The 17,575-nt window shown below is 69.5% G+C and carries 20 protein-coding genes; 12 read left to right on the top strand and 8 right to left on the bottom strand.

From position 1 onward, the window contains the following. Positions 1-11 precede the first annotated feature (11 nt). The 4 genes from AB0F91_RS00100 to AB0F91_RS00085 all read left to right on the top strand — a co-directional run bounded on the left by AB0F91_RS00100 (position 12) and on the right by AB0F91_RS00085 (position 3,035). Positions 12-302, top strand: coding sequence for a hypothetical protein (locus AB0F91_RS00100; protein WP_360593393.1), 291 nt, complete (start codon positions 12-14; stop codon positions 300-302). 67 nt (positions 303-369) lie between these two features. Then, on the top strand, positions 370-1,128 hold the full coding sequence (locus AB0F91_RS00095; RefSeq protein WP_360593391.1) for a maleylpyruvate isomerase family mycothiol-dependent enzyme: 759 nt from the start codon (positions 370-372) through the stop codon (positions 1,126-1,128). A gap of 82 nt (positions 1,129-1,210) precedes the next feature. Then, positions 1,211-2,371: a histidine kinase gene (locus tag AB0F91_RS00090; RefSeq protein ID WP_360593390.1), complete on the top strand. Its 1,161-nt coding sequence runs from the start codon at positions 1,211-1,213 to the stop codon at positions 2,369-2,371. A gap of 13 nt (positions 2,372-2,384) precedes the next feature. Continuing rightward, positions 2,385-3,035 (top strand): response regulator transcription factor, encoded by a 651-nt coding sequence (locus AB0F91_RS00085; RefSeq protein ID WP_360593389.1) that lies wholly within the window; start codon positions 2,385-2,387, stop codon positions 3,033-3,035. Here AB0F91_RS00085 and AB0F91_RS00080 read toward each other — a convergent pair. Beyond that, entirely contained in the window at positions 2,916-3,500 is a 585-nt protein-coding gene (locus AB0F91_RS00080) for an RDD family protein (RefSeq protein ID WP_360593387.1), read from the bottom strand. The genes AB0F91_RS00085 and AB0F91_RS00080 overlap by 120 nt on opposite strands. A gap of 157 nt (positions 3,501-3,657) precedes the next feature. Here AB0F91_RS00080 and AB0F91_RS00075 point away from each other — a divergent pair, with 157 nt between their 5' ends. Further along, positions 3,658-5,346 carry an alpha/beta fold hydrolase gene (locus AB0F91_RS00075; RefSeq protein ID WP_360593385.1) on the top strand — a complete coding sequence of 563 codons (1,689 nt, stop codon included), beginning with the start codon at positions 3,658-3,660 and terminating at the stop codon, positions 5,344-5,346. 2 nt (positions 5,347-5,348) lie between these two features. Continuing rightward, positions 5,349-5,549 carry a hypothetical protein gene (locus AB0F91_RS00070; RefSeq protein WP_360593383.1) on the top strand — a complete coding sequence of 67 codons (201 nt, stop codon included), beginning with the start codon at positions 5,349-5,351 and terminating at the stop codon, positions 5,547-5,549. Here the strand turns inward: AB0F91_RS00070 and AB0F91_RS00065 are convergent. Further along, positions 5,546-6,817 (bottom strand): cytochrome P450, encoded by a 1,272-nt coding sequence (locus AB0F91_RS00065; protein ID WP_360593381.1) that lies wholly within the window; start codon positions 6,815-6,817, stop codon positions 5,546-5,548. The genes AB0F91_RS00070 and AB0F91_RS00065 overlap by 4 nt on opposite strands. Positions 6,818-6,865: 48 nt before the next feature. On the opposite strand from AB0F91_RS00065, the gene AB0F91_RS00060 reads away from it, so the two are divergent. Together AB0F91_RS00060 and AB0F91_RS00055 are read left to right on the top strand one after the other, a co-directional pair. Beyond that, the gene (locus tag AB0F91_RS00060) at positions 6,866-7,603 is read left to right on the top strand and encodes an alpha/beta hydrolase (protein ID WP_360593379.1); all 738 of its coding nucleotides are present in this window, start codon (positions 6,866-6,868) and stop codon (positions 7,601-7,603) included. Positions 7,604-7,623: 20 nt separating this feature from the next. Next, positions 7,624-8,445 (top strand): acyl-CoA thioesterase II, encoded by an 822-nt coding sequence (locus AB0F91_RS00055; RefSeq protein WP_360593378.1) that lies wholly within the window; start codon positions 7,624-7,626, stop codon positions 8,443-8,445. Here AB0F91_RS00055 and AB0F91_RS00050 read toward each other — a convergent pair. Beyond that, entirely contained in the window at positions 8,414-8,965 is a 552-nt protein-coding gene (locus AB0F91_RS00050; protein ID WP_360593376.1) for a hypothetical protein, read from the bottom strand. The genes AB0F91_RS00055 and AB0F91_RS00050 overlap by 32 nt on opposite strands. A gap of 128 nt (positions 8,966-9,093) precedes the next feature. On the opposite strand from AB0F91_RS00050, the gene AB0F91_RS00045 reads away from it, so the two are divergent. Continuing rightward, positions 9,094-9,366 carry a hypothetical protein gene (locus AB0F91_RS00045; RefSeq protein ID WP_360593374.1) on the top strand — a complete coding sequence of 91 codons (273 nt, stop codon included), beginning with the start codon at positions 9,094-9,096 and terminating at the stop codon, positions 9,364-9,366. Positions 9,367-9,454: 88 nt separating this feature from the next. On the opposite strand, the gene AB0F91_RS00040 is transcribed toward AB0F91_RS00045, so the two are convergent. Together AB0F91_RS00040 and AB0F91_RS00035 are read right to left on the bottom strand one after the other, a co-directional pair. Next, complete coding sequence (locus AB0F91_RS00040; RefSeq protein ID WP_360593372.1) at positions 9,455-9,667, bottom strand: hypothetical protein; 213 nt, start codon at positions 9,665-9,667, stop codon at positions 9,455-9,457. A gap of 545 nt (positions 9,668-10,212) precedes the next feature. Then, entirely contained in the window at positions 10,213-11,103 is an 891-nt protein-coding gene (locus AB0F91_RS00035; protein WP_360593371.1) for a S41 family peptidase, read from the bottom strand. Between the two features lie 466 nt (positions 11,104-11,569). On the opposite strand from AB0F91_RS00035, the gene AB0F91_RS00030 reads away from it, so the two are divergent. After that, positions 11,570-12,391, top strand: coding sequence for a class I SAM-dependent methyltransferase (locus AB0F91_RS00030; RefSeq protein WP_360593369.1), 822 nt, complete (start codon positions 11,570-11,572; stop codon positions 12,389-12,391). A 347-nt stretch (positions 12,392-12,738) separates the two neighbouring features. Here AB0F91_RS00030 and AB0F91_RS00025 read toward each other — a convergent pair whose 3' ends face one another. Continuing rightward, positions 12,739-13,221, bottom strand: coding sequence for an Rrf2 family transcriptional regulator (locus tag AB0F91_RS00025; RefSeq protein ID WP_285966767.1), 483 nt, complete (start codon positions 13,219-13,221; stop codon positions 12,739-12,741). A 1,168-nt stretch (positions 13,222-14,389) separates the two neighbouring features. Next, a complete protein-coding gene (locus AB0F91_RS00020; protein WP_360593367.1) occupies positions 14,390-15,604 on the bottom strand; it encodes an FAD-dependent oxidoreductase in 1,215 nt (404 codons plus the stop codon). A 630-nt stretch (positions 15,605-16,234) separates the two neighbouring features. On the opposite strand from AB0F91_RS00020, the gene AB0F91_RS00015 reads away from it, so the two are divergent. Both AB0F91_RS00015 and AB0F91_RS00010 read left to right on the top strand, forming a co-directional pair. Beyond that, positions 16,235-16,444, top strand: a complete 210-nt coding sequence (locus AB0F91_RS00015; protein ID WP_360595177.1) for a GNAT family N-acetyltransferase — start codon at positions 16,235-16,237, stop codon at positions 16,442-16,444. Further along, positions 16,377-16,889 carry a hypothetical protein gene (locus AB0F91_RS00010; RefSeq protein WP_360593365.1) on the top strand — a complete coding sequence of 171 codons (513 nt, stop codon included), beginning with the start codon at positions 16,377-16,379 and terminating at the stop codon, positions 16,887-16,889. Before AB0F91_RS00015 ends, AB0F91_RS00010 begins: the two co-directional genes overlap by 68 nt. Here the strand turns inward: AB0F91_RS00010 and AB0F91_RS00005 are convergent. Then, the gene (locus tag AB0F91_RS00005) at positions 16,886-17,146 is read right to left on the bottom strand and encodes a hypothetical protein (RefSeq protein WP_360593363.1); all 261 of its coding nucleotides are present in this window, start codon (positions 17,144-17,146) and stop codon (positions 16,886-16,888) included. The two genes, AB0F91_RS00010 and AB0F91_RS00005, sit on opposite strands and share 4 nt — an antisense overlap. Between the last annotated feature and the right edge of the window lie 429 nt (positions 17,147-17,575).

Here is a 17,575-nt window from a genome sequence, read left to right as displayed (position 1 = left end):
AGTCGAGCAACGTGTCCGCCTGCGCCCGATCACCATGCGCCTGCGTCGCCCACGCGGACCCGGTCACGGCGACGAGCAGCACCTCGCTGTCCACCGGCGGACAAGCGCAAGCCGACCCCGACAAGGTCGCCGGCGCGATCCACGACCTCAGCACCCAGGAGAACCCGCCGGTGCGGATTCCGCTGGGCAGCGACGCCTTCGACGCGTTGTCCGCCACGCTGCAGGCTCGTCTCGATGCCCTCTGGCCGCTGGAGAAGCTCGCCTGCTCCGTAGCCATCGACCGGGCTCCGGAAGAAGGCTGAGCATCCGTGTCCGGTCGGTGGCACCGGCTCCGACTCCGTGGTGAACCGAACCGGAAGGACGACCACCATGGACTTCGAACGCCGGACCGCCGAGATCGTGGCGCAGACCGAGCTGCTGCGAGCCGCCGCGAAAGGCGCTGACCTCGCAACACGGATCGCGGCGTGCCCGGACTGGAGCCTGGGCCAACTGCTCAACCACGTCGGCGCGGGGCACCGGTACGCCGAGGAAATCGTGCGCACGCGCGCGTCCGAGGCCCCCGCCGATGACTACCTGCGTCACCCCGGCCACGAAGTCCGGCCGAGCAGCTGGCTCACCGACGGCGCCGAGGCCCTGGCGACAACACTGCGCGAAGCCGGGCCCGACGCCGAGGTCTGGACCCCCGTCCCCGCCGGAGCGCCGCGAGCCGCGTTCTTCGCCCGCCGCTTCCTGCACGAGACGGCAATGCACCGCGCCGACGTGACGCTCGCCCTCGGGCGCAGCTTCGAGCTCGACGGCGACCTCGCCCACGACACCCTGGACGAGTGGCTCGAACTCGGCTCCCTGCCGGTGATGTTCGACTACTTCCCCGAACGCCGCGCGTTGCAGGGACCCGGCCACACGATCCACCTCGCGCCGACGGACCACGCGGCGTCGTGGACCGTCGACCTCACCGGCGACTTCCCCGCGTGGCACCCCAGCGCGGTCGAGAACCCGGCCGTGACCGTCGAGGCGCCGCTGACCGACCTCCTGCTGATCGTCTACGCCCGCGTGCCCGCCACGACCGCGAAGCTCACGGGCGACACGGCCTTCCTCGACACCTGGCTGTCGCTGCTGAGCTTCGGCTGAACACTCCGCTCAGCCTCCCGGCCGAGGCACTTCGCACCCGCGCAGGAGGCGAAGCGCGCCCCGGCACGAGACGATCAGGACCATGACCACTCAGCGCGTGGGCCCGCGCATCGCCCTCGTCGCCGAGATCGCGGCGCTCGGGATGCTCGTGGTGCTCGACGCCGTGGTGTTCGCACGCTCCGGCCCGGCGCAGGGCACGCTCGCGCTGATCGCCGTGGACTTCGCGCCCGGGCTGGGGCCCGTGGTGGCGGTGCTCGCCGTGCTGCGCCGGCGGTTCCCGGACCACGTCGCGCTCGTGGCGACTGCGGTGTCGTGCCTGTCGCTGCTCGGCACGGCCGTCACGGCGGGCGTCGCGGCGCTGGGCCAGCGGCTGCCGGTGCAACCCAGCGGCGCGGAGGCGCTCGCGATCGCGCTGGTCGTCGGCGCGTGCTGCCACCGGCTGCAACGCCCGCCCGCCGCGACATTGTCCGTCCTCGGCGGGATCGCGGCCGTGGCGGCACCGGTGTTTCGCTACGGCATTGGCTCGCCCGCAGCGTTGTGGTCCGCCGCCGCGGCCGTCGCGTGGGGTGCGGCGCTCGCGATCGGCCTGCTGCTGCGCGACGCCGACGCGCGAGCCCGCGCCGAAGCCGTCGAGGTCCGCGCGGCGGAGCGGCTGAACCTCGCGCGCGAGCTGCACGACCTGGTCGCCCACCAGATCACCGGCATCGTCGTGCGCGTGCAGGCCGCGCACCGCGTGACCGAACGGCAAGGCGGCGACACCAGTGCGTTCGCCGAGATCGAGCAGGCGGGTGCGGAGGCGCTGGCATCGATGCGCCGGCTCGTCGGCACGCTGCGGACCGACGGCGAGAACTTGTTCAGCCCACCGTCCGGGCTCGCTTCGGCCGTGGATCGCGCGGTGCCCGACGACGGCACCGTCACCCTCGACGTGCCCGACGACCTCGGCGGCCTCAGCGCGACGCCCGAGGTCGTGACCACCGTCCACCGGCTGATCACCGAGGCCCTCACGAACGTCCGCCGCCACGCACCGCGCGCCACCGACGTGCGGGTGAGCGTGCGCCGCGACCAGCGCGACCTCGTGGTGGAGATCGGCAACGACGGCGCCGCCAAGCCCGCGCGTCCCGGCGGCTACGGCTTGATCGGCATGACCGAACGCGTCACCGCCGTCGGCGGTACGGTTTCCGCGGGCCCGGCGGCCGGGCACCGCTGGCAGGTGGCCGCGCGGCTGCCGCTCGAAACAGCCTGAGCAGGAGGAACCCGTGCCGGTGACCGTGTTGATCGCCGACGACCAGGCGATGGTCCGCACCGGTTTCCGGCTGATCCTCGAAGGCGAGCCGGACATCGAGGTGGTCGGCGAGGCCGCCGACGGTCAGGACGCCGTACGGCTGGCGCGGCAGCTGCGTCCCGACGTCACGCTCATGGACATCCGCATGCCCGGCGTCGACGGGCTGCAGGCCACGAAACTCCTGGCCGGCCCCGACGTCGCCGATCCGCTGCATGTCGTGATGGTCACGACCTTCGGGCTCGACGAGAACGTCCACGCGGCCCTGCGCGCCGGCGCGTGCGGTTTTCTCCTGAAGGACGCCGGCGCGACACTGCTGATCGAGGCCGTGCACGCGGCCGCGCACGGCGAAGCGCTCGTCTCCCCGGCCATCACCACGCGCCTGTTGGCCCACTTCGTCGGCAGCGCGAGCAAGGAACGGTCCGAACCGGACAGTCCACTCACGAACCGCGAGCTCGACGTGGTGAAAGCCGTGGCGGGTGGCCAGACCAACGCCGAGATCTGCGAGTCACTCGTCCTGTCGCTCTCCACCGTGAAGACTCACCTCGCGGCCGCCCAGCGCAAGCTGCGGGCGCGCAACCGCACCGAGATCGCCATCTGGGCTTGGGAGACCGGGCTCGTCCGCTGAGGCTGTCGAGGCGGGGACACGGGCCGGGACTCGCACGACCAACGTCCCCGCGACCAGGTCACCGAGGCGTTGCCGGCGCGGGCTGACCAGCATGATCACCACGCCCGCGAGTCCCCAGCAGAACCCGTCGACCACCATCAGCACCGCGCGGATCACGTAGGCGCGCAACAGCGGCTGCCCGCCGTCGGGCAGCACCACGCGGATCCGCAGCCAGCGCATCGCCGGCGTCTGGCCACCGTGGCGGTGCGGCCACCAGATCTCGAGGTACAGACTCGCGAGCACCCACATCGCGAAGCTCGTGAACGCCACGACCTTGATGAACGTGAGCAGCGAGCCAGGCGGCGGCACGGAGAGCACGACGAGCACCGCGACCACCGCGACGGGCACGGTGGCGAGCAGCTGGTCGAGCACGCGCTGTACGACCCGGCGGCCCACCACGCCGGGACCGGGCGCGGGAATGGTCATGGCCCCAGTTTCCCCGCCGCGGCAGCCTCGCGCGCGTTGGCCCGCCTCGTTCGCACGGCCGAGGCGGCACCGGAAGTTCGTCCGCGAGGCTGATCGCCGGCGTCCGCGCGCGCACAAGACTCGACGGCAAGCGGATCACGGACGAAAGGACTCCCCGGTGCGAACTCCCAGAGCAGTACTGGTCTCGGCGGTGGTCGCGGCCACCACCGTCACCACCGCCGCTTTGATTCCGGCGACGGCGACGGCGGCCGAAGACCCTTACCCGAGCCAGAAAATCACGTGGGGTGACTGCGCGTTCAAACCGGCCACCCGGGCGAAACCTGCACAATGCGCCGAAATCACCGTGCCGCGCGACTGGGCGAACCCGGCCGCGGGCATCGACCTCAAGGTGTCGATCAGCCGCGTCGCGGCTACCGGTGACCGCCAGGGCGCGATCCTCGTGAACCCCGGCGGCCCGGGCGGGCAGGGCACCTCGCTGGCCGGCCGGCTCGCCGGGCTCGAACCGGCCGTCAACGCGCAGTACGACTTCATCGGGATGGATCCGCGCGGGACCGGCCAGGAAGGCAGCAGCGACAAGGGGTTGTTGTGCCAGGTGCCCACGGGCCGGCTGCCCGGCACCGCCCTCGACGCGCGTGACCGCTCCGCCGCCAGTATCGCCGCGCACCAGGCGACGCCGCGGGCGATCGCCGAGGCCTGCCAGAGCGACGCGCTCACGCCGTACATCACGACGTGGCAGACCACGCACGACATGGACCTGATCCGCACACTGCTGGGCGACCAGCAGCTCGACTACCTCGGCTACTCCTACGGCACCTGGCTCGGCGCGAAGTACGCGTCGATGTTCCCCGACCACGCGGGCAAGATCGTGCTCGATTCCAGCGTGAACTTCGAGGGCCGGCTCCAGGCCGACTTCGAGGCGTTCCCCGAGGTCGACCAGCGCCAGTTCAACGACGTGTACGTGCCGTGGCTTTCGCGCCAGTTCCCCGACCAGCTGGGCAAAACGCCGGAAGCCGTTAAACAGAAGTACGAACAGGTGCGCGCCTACTACGCGGCGCAGGGCCTGTCACCCGACAACTTCGATCACATTTTCGTCGGCAACGGCAGCAAACTGCAGTGGTTGCTGGGCGCGCTGGTCTTCACGCAGGGCGCGGCGGCGCTGGACGGCACCGCGCCGGCGCCGCCGAAGGACCTCGCGGGCGACCTCGACGCCGAGTCGCGCACCGCGTTCGGCGTGCCGGCCGCGGACCTCACAGTGGCGAAGGTCGTCGCGGCGACGCCCGACTACGCCCCGGTGGGCGGCACCCGCTACGCCGTGGCCTGCGGTGACCAGCCGACGCGGTCGGCGGCCTGGTACAAGAACCTCAGCGACCGGCAGGGTCCCGTCGACCCGCTCTACGGCTGGTCCTACGGGCTCAGTGAGCCGTGCGGCTACTGGTCGGAAGCGCCGCAGCACGAGCTGCCGGACCTGCCGGCGTCGGTCGCAAGCCACGTTCTCGTGGTGCAGGGCGAGTTCGATCCGCAGACCGGCTACGAACAGGGCCGCGCCGGTGCTCGGGCGGCCGGCGTGCCGCTTATCTCCGTGGACGACGCGCCCTTCCACGGCGAGTACGCGATCAACGGCAACCCGTGCGTCGACGGGCTCGTGAACACCTTCCTCACCAAGAACTCGCGGCCCGCCTCGACCACGTGCCCCGGTGTGCCGCTGCCCGGCGAGGACGAAGTGCACCCCGTGGCCGGGCCGGTCGACCACCACGTCGGCGGCGAGGCGACCGAGGTGCGCGACGCGCTTTCGCTGCTGCGCCAGACCGTGCAGGACCTGATCCGCGACCTCAACTCCGGGAGGTAGACATGGGACTTCGGTGGCTTCCCCGTACGCGGGGCACGGCTTGGGCGTACGTCGTGATCGGGTTGGTGATGCTGGGTCTGCTGATCGCGGAGCTGGCCACGGGGTTCGCCGGTGATTCCCTCGTGCAGTACGAAATCCTCGCGTTCATCTTCCTGGGGTTCACCTCGACCGGGGTCGTCAAGCTCGTCGTGACGCGGGATTAACCCCACTGCACGGGGAGGCTCTTGAGGCCGTTCTGGAAGTTCGACCGCAGCCGCCGCGGTTCGCCCGCGAGGCGGACTTCGCCGAGCTGGTCCAGGACGGCCTCGAAGAGCGCCCGCATCTGCACGCGCGCCAGGTGTGAGCCGAGGCAGAAGTGCGGGCCGTGGCCGAACGTCAGGTGCTCGCTCGGCGCGCGCGTGACGTCGAACGCGTCGGGGTCGGCGAACACGGTCTCGTCGCGGTTGGCCGAGGAGAACCAGACCACGACCTTGTCGCCGGCCTTGACGTCCACACCGGACAGCCGGGTGTCCTCGGTGGCCGTTCGACGGAAGTGCATGACGGGCGTCCACCAGCGCAGCATCTCCTCGACGGCGCCCGGGAGCAGCGACCGGTCGTCGAGGAGCCTGCGGTACTGCTCCGGGTGCCGGAGCAACGCGGCGAGCCCACCGGGCAGGCCGTTGCGCAGGGTTTCGTTGCCCGCCACGGAAAACAGCCAGAACAGGTTCTCGAACTCCGCGATCGAGACGCGCCCGCCCTCGTCGTCGACGTGCTGCATGAGGTTGCTCATCACGTCGTCGCCGGGGTGGCCGCGTTTGTACTCGCCGAGGGCGTTGGCGTACGCGTAGAGGTCCGGCATCCCGGCGCGCGTGCGCGGGTCGGGCATCGAGCCGTCCGGCCCCGGCTCGGGCCGCACGGCGAGGGCGGCGCGGGCGAGATCCGTGACGTCTTCCGGCCGGACGGTGGCGCTCACCGCGTATTCGGCGTCCTGGAAGCCGATCACGCGGTTGCTCCAGTCGAACATCAGCCACCGGTCCTGCTCGGGCACGCCGAACACCTCGGCGAGCGTGAGCAGCGGCAGGTCGGCGGCCACGTCCTTGGCGAAGTCGCACTCACCGCGGTCCGCGACGGCCGCGACCAGGTCGTGGGCCCAGCCCTCGATGCGCTCGGTGAGCCGGCCGATCGCGCGCGGCGTGAACGCCTTGGTGAGCAGCCCGCGCAGCCGGCCGTGCTCCGGCGGGTCCATGTTCAGCATCATGCGCCGCACGTAGCCGAGGTCCTCGGGCGTCGCGGGGTCGCGGATCTGCGTGCCACCGAGCTGCGACGAGAACGTGGCGGGGTTGCGCAGCACGTCGCGCACGTCGGAGTGGCGCAGCACCGCCCAGAAGTCGCCGACGCGCGTCACCGGCGTCTCGCGGCGCAGCTTCGCGAGGACGTCGTAGGGCACGCCTTCGACGTAGGTGTCCGGGTCGGCGATCAGGGCACTCGACACGGTCTCGACCCTAGCCTCGGAACCCGTGGGTGGGGAAAGATCCGACTGGTGGAAACGCTGAAGCTGCGCACCGACGGGTCCGGCGAGCCGGCCGTGCTGCTGCTCCACGGGCTGGGCGCGACCGGCGCGGTGTGGGACGGGCTGGCCGAGCTGCTGGACCGGCGGCTGCTCGTGCCCGACCTGCCCGGTCACGGTGGTTCGGCGCCGTTGCCGGCCTACTCGTTCCCGGCGCTGGCGGGCGCGGTGGCCGCGGGGCTCGACGAGGCCGGGCCGGTGGTCGTCGTGGGCCATTCCCTCGGTGGGGTGGTGGCGCTGGAGCTGGCTTCGGGACGACACGGCCTGGACGTCGCCGGGGTGCTGGCGCTGGGTGTCAAGGTGGCGTGGAGTGCCGAGGACCTGCAGCGCGCCGCCGCGATGGCCGCGCGGCCGCCGCGGTCGTTCGCCTCGCAGGAAGACGCCGAGGTCGCGTATCTGAAGGTTTCGGGGCTCACCGGGTTGGCGCCCGCCGATCCCGATGGCGTGGTGGAGACCGCCGACGGCTGGCGGTTGGCGTTGGACCCCGCCGCGTTCGGTGTGGGCGCGCCGGAGATGCCGCGGCTGCTGGCCGAGGCCACGTGCCCCGTCGTGCTCGCCGCCGGCGCCGACGACCCGATGTCACGGCCCGAGCAGCTGCGCGCGCTGACTGCCGACTCCGTCACCTTGGCCGGCCTCGGGCACAACGCCCACGTGGCGGACCCCGCCGCGCTGATGCCGTTGTTGACGCAGCTCACCCCACGTGGCGAGTGAGCGGTCCTTAGGATGACGAGGTGATCACCGACCCCGTGCACCCCGGCCTCGACCAGCTCCTCAAGCTGGAACCGCTCGAGCGCAACCTCTTCCGCGGCACCAGCCACGAGGGTTCGCCGCAACGGGCGTTCGGCGGGCAGGTGGCGGCGCAGGCCCTCACGGCGGCGGGTGCGACCGTGCCCGAGGACCGGCACGTGCATTCGCTGCACGGCTACTTCATCCGTGGCGGTCGCACGGACCTGCCGATCGTCTACGAGGTGGAGCGCACGCGCGACGGCGGCTCCTTCACCACCCGGCGCGTGGCCGCGATCCAGAACGGCGAGACGATCTTCAGCCTCTCGGCGTCGTTCCAGAAACCGGCCGACAGCAGCGAACACCAAGCGCGCATGCCCGAAGTCCCGGCACCCGACGACGTCGAGGTCCGCGACGAGGACGAGCTGCCGATCATGCTTTCGGTGATCGAGGCCCGGTTCATCAGCGATCCGGCGGCGGGGCTGCCGGACGTCGGCGGCGGGCCGCGCCAGCGCATCTGGGTGCGCGCGAAGGGCCGGCTGCCGGACAACCCGCTGGCGCACGTGTGTGCGCTCACCTACATCTCCGACATCCGCCTCGCGGGCACCGCGGCGCTGCCCCATCGCGACGAGCCCGGGCGTGCGCAGCTGACCTCACTCGACCACGCCGTGTGGTTCCACCGCCCGTTCCGCGCCGACGAGTGGCTGCTGTTCGACATGGAGAGCCGCAGCTTCACCAACCAGCGCGGCCTCACCCACGGCGAGTTCTACACCACCGACGGCCGGCTGGTGGCCTCCGTCACGCAGGAAGTCCTGCTGCGGCGGCGGTGAGCTCACCGTCCTTGATGGACACTCCATTGAGGACTTTGCTGAAGCTTCGCGCCTCGAACCCCGCGAGCACCGTGTTGGCCACCGCGAGCACGAGGTACACGCCGGCCTGCAGCGAGAGCGTGAACGGGTGCAGCCCCGACGCCCCCGCCAGCAGCACGAAGTGACACACTGCGACGACGACCAGCGACGCGGCGGAGAGCACTCCCAGGGCGAACAGCAGGCCCCGCAGTACGCGGGTACGGCGCCAGCGCAGACGGCCGGTCTTCACGAGGCCGGGCGTGCTGACCATCACGAGGCCGCAGCCGTAGCCGCAGAAGCCCCCGAACACGCCGCCACCGGCGACCAGGGCCGTGGTGGTGTGGTACGACACGGGCACGCGGTAGGCGGCCAGGATCGCGGCGACGCAGACCAGCAGGCCGAGCGGCAGGTGCGGCCACCCGAACCAGGGCAGCCTCCGCTCCATGCGGACGATCGTCGGCAGGTCGACATCACGGTACGACCCGGAGTCAAGCAGGGGCATCTCGCCATTCCTGTTCTTCCGGTGATCGGCGCAGCCTAGGCCAGCCCGTGCCCAGTCGCAAAAACGCGGGTCAGACACTCGTCCACGGTGGACGGTCTTTTGTCGGTGGTCATCGCTAGGGTTCCCCCATGAGGTCCGAGGAAAACTCCGCTCTGGAAAACGCCGGGGGGAACACCGTGGGGAACACGACGGGGGACGCTGTGGACGAGGTTGCCGCCGAGGACCTGAGGCAGGGCCAGTGGTTCTGGCACGTCCCCGTCCCGGGGCTGGCGGGCTGGCCCCTGCAGGTCGCCACCGCCGAACTCTTGGACGACGCTGTGCGCATCATCACGACGGACGAGGTGCGCGAGCTCGTGTCCTACGCCCGCGACCGCCGCGTCCGGCTGGCCGCCGCGTCCTGACGCTTGTCATCGAACCGGGTCGAAAGCCTTTCCTGCCAGCCGGATTGATCAAGTCCCGCTCGCCCGGCCCGCGCGATCCAGCACACCGTCACCCGAGCAAGTGCGAGTCCGACGCCGACCGCACCAGCTCGGCGCGGCGGCGCACGTCGTGCCGTCGCACCATCGACGCGAGGTGGTGCTTCACCGCGGGCGGACCGATGCGCAGGTGCTCGCCGATCCCATGATGGCTCTCGCTTCGGCCGATCCCGTGCCCGATCTCCAGCGCCCGGCCAGTGGACGCGGGCGGTGCGACGTGAGTCACCCGCGCGGTGTTGCTTCACTCGCGATCCGAGGTTCGAATCAGCTGCTGTTCGCGGCGATCTCTCTCAGCGTGCCGGGCACGCGCCCCACTGTGCTCACTGTCGGTGGTCGCGGACCATGCCGAACCACATAGCCACTTCATCGCGGTGCCGGCGGCCGTTTCCCCGCCGCGGACTGGTCCTCACCGGACCCCTGTCTTCCAGTCCATTGAGGACTGGAAGAGGCTTGACGAGGAGAAGATCGGAGCCGGCAAGGGGGCTCGAACCCCTGACCTTCTGTTTACAAGTTCGGGCGCTGACCTGGGGATACCCGGAACGCCTGGTCGCCGCAGGCAGCAGTTACGCCAAACAGGGCGTGTCCGGCATCGGTGGGCAGCAGTTCGTGGACCAGATTGTGGACCAAGATCACCACCGCGCTCGCGACAATCTCGTTCGTCGTCTGGCGAGATCGACTGCTGATCGTGGGTAAGCAATCGCTGCGGACCAAAGCTGTCCGCGCCTCTGCTGCCATCCACGAGGACTGACGTCGGTTCGCTGTGACTGCGAACTAGCCGCAGCCACCCTGCGCGCGCACCCATTGCGCGGCCACGGCCTCCGCGTCGGCGGGCGGCACCACCGGGTGATCTGGCTCGATCGGCACGTTCCCGTAGACCCGTCCGGTGCGGTCGACGTCGACGACGCTCGTGATGAGCAGCTTCGCGCCGTCGCTCAGGTTAAAGACCTCGTTGCCGCTGGCAGCGCCCCCGGTAGGCGAGCCGAACGTCTCAACGCCCGGCATGCCCCGGAACGCCACGAGGGTCGCTTCACCTGAGCTCACGGTGAGCTTCGAGGTGAGCACGGCGATCGGCGGTCGCGGCCGGGTCAGCCGCACCGGATTGGTCTCCGCGGCGGGCGCCGATCCGCCGCGCAGTGCCCGGCCGTCGCGCACCGACCATGTCACAGGAGCGACTCCGGGACCGCTGAACGAGCCCACCACGCCGTCACCGAGCAGCGGCGCCAGCACGGTGAGCATCGGCCACATGTCGCCGCCGATGTTGTCGCGCAGGTCGACGACCCAGCCGCACGTCGCCTGCCCCTCGACCGCCTGCAGCGCTGCCACTCCCGCCGCGACATACCGTCGCTCCCCCGCCGGATCAGCGACGAATCCGGGCACTCTCACGACGGCCACACCACGCGACGCATGACTCCGCGGCACGTCGATCGACGCCGGCAACGGCGCCCGCGCACTCGCCGGACCAACCAGCCTCGTATGCGGGTTCCCGAGCTCAGCGATCACCTCCCGGATCATCGAATACGTCCCTGCCGGCGCCGTAACATCCGCCGCCCGACGCACGGCCTCCGCCTCCGCTCTCGGCCAGTCCACCCGGTCCCGGTCCATCGAATGCAGCCGCAGCAGGTTCAGCGCCCCAATAAGATACGTCTGCGGCGTCGACCGCACCGGCGCCGAAGTGGCCAGCCCGGCTCCGACCATCAACAGCACAACAACGAGCACCGACCACCGACGCATTCGCCCACCCCCAGGGACACCATCCTGCCATCAGGACCGGTCTGCACGCCGGGTTCAGGTTGCCCTGACCACCGCCTCGCAAAGCGCTGGTCAACACCATCTCCGGCGTCCGCTGCTGGTCAGCCTGACCCTGCTGTTGTCTCCGCTGCCTCGCGTGGATGGTTCAGACGTCGTTTCGCACCCATCGTGGCCCCCATTGATCAACCGGTCGTCGCCGACGCGCTCGGCTTCCACCGCACCACCACCCGCCAAGTTCGCAACGTCGGCGGCGGCTGGAACAGGTACGCCGCCGTCCGCCGCCGGTGCTGACCAGCGACGTTCTAGCCCGAAGTAGCAGCAGAATCCAGATTCGACAAACCTCCCGGAGAGCGGTCCCGCCCGTCCTAAGGTGGTGATCGTGACCACGACGACCCAAGAGGCGTTCCTGCGCAATTTCCATGCCAGCTACCCGGCGGCGACCTTCGGCGCGATGGGACGGGGCAGGGCGCCGGACGGGCGGTCGAGCTACGAAATCCTGCGAGACCACGTCGAGGGCAGCCCTCGGGTGCTCGACCTCGGCTGCGGCGACGGCTTCCTGCTCGACCTGCTCGCCGAAGCCGGCCACGAGGTCACCGGCGTAGACCTCTCAAGTGCTGACCTAGCGCTTGCCCGCCAACGGCCATCGCTCGCCGAGGCGAGATTAGTGGAGGGGCGAGCGCAGGAACTGCCCTTTTCCGACGGCGACTTCGACGCGTGCGTCTCACATATGGCGTTCATGCTGATGCCCGAGATCGACCAGGTAGCCGCAGAGCTGGCACGGGTCCTGGTCCCCGGTGGGCGGCTGGCCTTGGTGCTCGGTAGTGGCGCGACAGGCGGAAGCGGGGGCTACGAGTTGTTCCGACGCCTACTCCGTCCGGTGCTGGCCGATGCCCCAGCCGAACAGCAGATTCCCCAGCTGGGTGACCGGCGTACCCGAGACAGGGAAGGCGTCGACGAGATTCTCACCCCTGCCGGATTTGCCCCCGTCGAGTGGGCTACCGAGCCGATCGACCTGAGCGGCAGTGCCGAGCAGGTGTGGGCGTCCGTCTCGACGGTCTACAACCTCATGCCGTTGGACCCGACAGTCGTGAAGTCGCTCGAAAAGGAGTTCCTGACCCAGGCAGCCGGACTGGCCGACGCCGACGGCCGGGTCCCCTCCGCGCAGAACGTCCACGTAGTCACCACCACACTGGCCAACTAACGCGCTCACCCGACCATCCGGGGTCACATGCGCTGGTCGCACGAAAAGGGCTCATCACAGACGAGGGTGGGCTGGGAACTTTGACACGGCGACGGGGTCGCAGCAGCTCACCAAAGTTGCGGCAGCTCTAACTAGTGGCCGTGGCGCGGCCAGGACGGGCGCCATCTGTCGCTGCCTTGTCGGCCGGCGAAGTCGGCTTCGAGGAAGGCGAGCAGGTCGGCCAGATCTGGTCCTGGTCACGCTGGCACCGCCGACGACAACACCAAGCCCGCCTCAGCCACTACAAACGCCGCGGCTACCCACTCACCTAACTGCGGTTGCGGTACTAGCCCGCGCGTACTGGAACTTCAGTCGCGCCCATAGGCACGTCGCGCAACACCTGCGACCGCGGGAGCATGCAGTTCTGCCTCGGCCTTAATGTCGGCAATCGTCTGCGCAGCAAGAACCTTACGCCAGGCCAGCTCGGCGCGGTGCATTGATGTGTTCACAGCGCAGGCGTAGCGGAACGAGCGTGCTGGAATGTTCGCACCCATACCCTGCTTGCGGATCTCCGTGCACTGGAAGACCGGTTCGGGTCCCTCGATCGCGACCACCACATCCATCAGAGTGATCTTGTCAGCGGGTCGCGCCAACCGGAATCCCCCTCGCGCACCAGGCAACGACTCAAGGAGGCCCGCTTTGACGAGGGCCTGCAGCTGCTTGTTTAGATATGCCTGGGGCAACTCGTAGCTGGCCGCCAGGCGCGCCGTTGAAACTGGCTCACCGTCGTCCACCCAGGCGAGCGACAGGAGCACATGCGCCGCCCACTCGACCCCCTGGTTCATCCGCATAACCCCGAACCTAAACATCCCGGATAACTCATGTCAAGGTTCGAGCGGACACCGACACTCCGCATCGTAAGAAGAGATCCATACCGATCCATCTCGAGGCCGGAGCCTGCTGGGTTCAGCATCGCTACTCAAGGTCATGAGCCCATGCCACCTTCGCGAAGGTCCATTCAGCTCGCTGCCGCGTTAGCCCACCGGAGCTTCGGGCGGCTGCAATACACCGGCGAGCGACGTCTCATGCCTCGAGGGGATTCGGTCGACGAGCATCACGAGACGTCGCCCGGGAGCGCCGCTCCGCATTGCCCGATGACGATCGACCGGAGGGGTGTGCGGGCAAAGACGCCCGCACGGCCAGGAGCTCGATCAGTTTGGTGGCTGCAGCATCGCGACCTCAGGCCGGGTCGAGCACGAAGTCGTCGCGGACCTGATCGCTGCCGTCTTCGTTCGGGGTCACGTCGAGGGATAAGCGCGTCGTTGACTGCCGTGGCGATTTCGTCTTCGACGCGCGTCGCGCGCTCCCTCGGAGACGCCGACGGTGACGGCAAGCGCGCCACTGTCAATGTCGTCGATCGGCCTGAAAACCTGGCCGTGCCCCCGGAGGATCGCGTTGGCATTGGCAGGAAGCGCAGCAATCAGCGACACTCGCGTCGCAGGACTCTAGCCACCAGCCCGAACTCCCGGACTGGTGGTCGGAGAAGCCCGACGTCGAAGATCTCCTCCGGCAGTGCCGGCACCTGGTCGGGGCAGCAGCTCTGCCTTGAGGACCAGTTCGATTCCTGGAAAGTCCCGAAGCGGCACCCGGGCAATCAGGGCAGCAGCTCGTACGTGGCCGCTCCCGCGAACTCAATCGCCACCCGGCCGACGTCACCGTTGGCGATCCCGGACGGCATCCACGGCTGCAGTCCTCATCGAGGCGAGCACTGCCCTGGCCTGCTCGAGGTACCGTAGGCCCGCCACCGTAGGTTGCACCCACCGTGCGTGTGGTGCGAACCAATAGTCGGATGACAAGCCAGTCCCGAGCAGTTTGAACTGTTGCGACAACGCAGGTTGTGCGACGTGCAGCGGATCAGCATGCCCTACCGAAGCGGCGCTCTTCCGTGACGGCTATGAAATGCCGGAGATGCCGCGACTCCGCCTGGACCACAATCGACGACTGGCCCCTGATCCAGGATCAGCTGGCTCGTGCACCGGCCACCTCCGCCTTCGGCCCCGCCTGGTGCAGCAACTCCGCCGGGTCGTCCACCGGCGGATAGATCCACTGTTCGTTGATCGCGCGCTTGAGTTCCTTCGCAGCGTGCCCGGTCATCTGCACGTCGCGGTCCCAGCCCGATGTCACCACCGCGCCCGCCGGTCCCAAAGAAAGGCAGGTGGAGTAGGGGGCCGCCTCGAACCGCACGAGCTCCTCGCCGAGAAGATCGGCAGCCGCGTTGTGCCCTGCGAACCTCCCTTGCGGGAGTGCGTGCTGGCAGCTCTGCATGACGACCCGCCCTTCCGAGGGCGAAACAGCTGCCGCGGTGTCCCCTGCGGCATACACGTCCCGAAGTCCACGCACCCGCAGATACTCATCCACATCGAGGCGGCCGAGTCGATCCTTGTCTCCCTGGATGAACGAAGTGAGCGGACTGGCCGTCATACCCGCTGTCCACACCACGGTGGCAGCCGGAACCACTGTCCCGTCGGACAGTCGGACCTTGTCCGGCGCGACCTCTTCAACGCTGACCCCGAGCCGCACCTCGATACCGAGTTCCGCCAGCGCCTTCTGAATCGCCGGGCGGGGTCCCTCGCCGAGTTCAGGACCAATGGCGTCCAGCCGCTCGACAAGCACGACCCGAACCTGATCGGCCGGCGCCAGGTCCTTCAGCCTGGCAACGAGCTCAGTCGCGATCTCCAACCCGGTGAATCCCGCGCCGACCACCACTGCGGTGAACTGACCTGGCTCAGCCGCGCGTTCCGGAAGGCGACGCAGATGAGCATCCAGCGTGGCCGCGCCGGCCAGAGTGTCGATGTCGAAGAGATGCTCGGCGCCCGGCAAACCGGGCCGGACGACCTGGCTGCCCGACGCGAGCACCAGTCGGTCGTAGCCCAGCTTGGATGTGGTGCCATCGCGCCGAATCGCGGTGACCATCCGTGCGCCGGTGTCGATATCGGTCACAGTGCCGGCAACCCGACGGACGCCGATCGGCCCGAGCACCCGGTCCAGCGGCACCCGCATGCGGTCGGGATCAGCTTCGTAGAGCCGCGGCCGGATGACCAGATCGTCACCGGCGCTGATCACCGTGACTCGCAACTCCTCTTCAGCCAGCCCCCGTTCCTGGCGCAACTTGGCCGCGCTCGCCGCGCTCCACACTCCCGCGAACCCGCCACCCACAATAAGGACATTCTTCATCCAGGTTTTCCTTCCATGCGTCTCGAGCAAAGCACGAGATGAACCACCCCCAGACCACGGTCGCCATAGTGGACTCTATTGAACGTGGATATTTACTGTCAAGATTCTTGTCCTTGTCGACAAGGCGACACAACTCTGGATCAGCCCCCTGAAGCCCAGGACGTTGAGCAGGTGCCAGGACTTCCAGCAGTTCGGAACCCCTGGACCTGGCCACCTGGACGAGCCAATCCGCGCGGCGCTGCGCATCATGCGCACGCACCCAGGCAACGACCTGAGAGCGGACGGTGTCGCCCGCGAGGTGCGGCTGGACTGGGCCCGGCTGCCGGTCCGGATCAGCTGACGGGCCCCTGCGTGTCACCGACGCCGCCGACCACATCTGGCCCTGGTCCCGCTTCCGCCGCCGACAACAACACCAAGCCCGCGCCGGCCACGACAAAAGACGCAGCTACCCACTCACCCAACTGCCGTTGCAGGACTAGTGCACTCTTCGTTGAAGCGTTCTGCCGCAGCATGAAGCGCCTGAGCCCGCAGTGCCCGGCGGCCAGGCGCCGGACAGCCACGCGAGGCGTGTCGACGCTGGGGCAGCTGGTGTCTACGCCTCCCCCCGCGCGGGGGAGGCGGTCCCTCGCGGTGTGCCCCCAGGACCGCATCGGAGTGCTCGAGCACGTCCAGGTCGACGACAAACACCGTCGGCGCGGTTACGGGCGAGTCCTCGCGCTCGCTGCGTTCTCCCGCCTGGACTGGTCCACCGACGGGCCACCCTGGATGCGCGGTGACCGGCGGGTGCAGGCACTGCGCGCGGCGCAGCACGGCGCCGGGTACACCTGGACAACCACGTAGATTGAAGACACCCCGCAAGCGCAGGGATTCGCCCAGTGGCTCCCGCTGCCGTCAGTGGAGGAACCGCGGTACTGCCGGCACATGCTCGCCGCGGCCGCGCGACTCACGTCGTAGGCGGCGGTGGGTGGCGAAGGACCTGCGCGCCAACAAAGTGTTCATCGACTGGAGCCAGAACCACGTCGCGAAGACCACGATCGCTGCCTACTCGCTGCATGGCCGCGACACCCCGACCGCCTCGACCCCGATCACCTGGGAGGAGGTCCGCGCCTGGCGTACCCCGGCCGAGTTCAGCCGACGACGTGCAGCACCGCGTCGAGGAGCACGGCGACCTGCTGGCCGAGCTGGCCGGCACCCGCGTGGCGTTGCCCGGCCGCTGATCCGCCGCGGCCGGGCGCCTTTGGGTGCTATCCCGGAGCACCCCAACCCGCGGATGTCTGGCCGTTAGGCGCCGAGGCGGCTGTAGAGACGGCTGGCCAGGGCTGCGGCCAGCCGGTGCAACTCCCCTGGCGGATCCAGCTGCGCGAACTGCCCGAGCAGCTCCGCCGCCGCGTAGGCCTCGGCCTCCGACAGCACCGCCACCCACCGCTCCCGCCGCCCCCGCTCCACCAACCGCGTCAGGGCTTCGGCGTACTCGCCCAGGTCACGCACCCCGAGCAGGCCGTACCGATCACTGAGCGGATCGGGCGTGACCTCGTCACTCATGCTCGTGTGCCCCCTCGCCCCACCATCCGTCCGACCCGACCCAGAAAATCTATGGCGATCGGGGTAGACATTCAACGACGAGTGTGTGTAATGTTCTCCACGTACGAGAGAGACAACGTCAAGCAGGCGCGGGAGATGACGTAACTACCCGCGAGGTGAGACAAGACGGTCAGGCAGGACGGAGCCGATCAAGGAACAGGTTCCGGCTGGTGACCGGAGCAGTACCCGGGGCCGGGTGGTGAAGAGGTTTGACTCAGGTAGTGCCGGTCCCGAAGTGGTAGTGCAGGACGCGGGTGGAGCGTGTGCGCCCGTGAGGATCAGCAGTATCGGTAGTTGTTGTCAGTGCAGTTGCAGGACCGGTCAGGTGGCCGGAGCCGATCAGTGAACGGGGCTCCGGGCAGTGACCAGCGGCGTCAGTGTGCTGGGACC

It is taken from the genome of Amycolatopsis sp. NPDC023774 (assembly GCF_040639695.1).
In the GTDB taxonomy this organism is placed as follows: Bacteria; Actinomycetota; Actinomycetes; order Mycobacteriales; family Pseudonocardiaceae; genus Amycolatopsis.
Note: the sequence above shows the minus strand (reverse complement) of the source record. Positions and strands in the feature narration are given on the sequence as shown.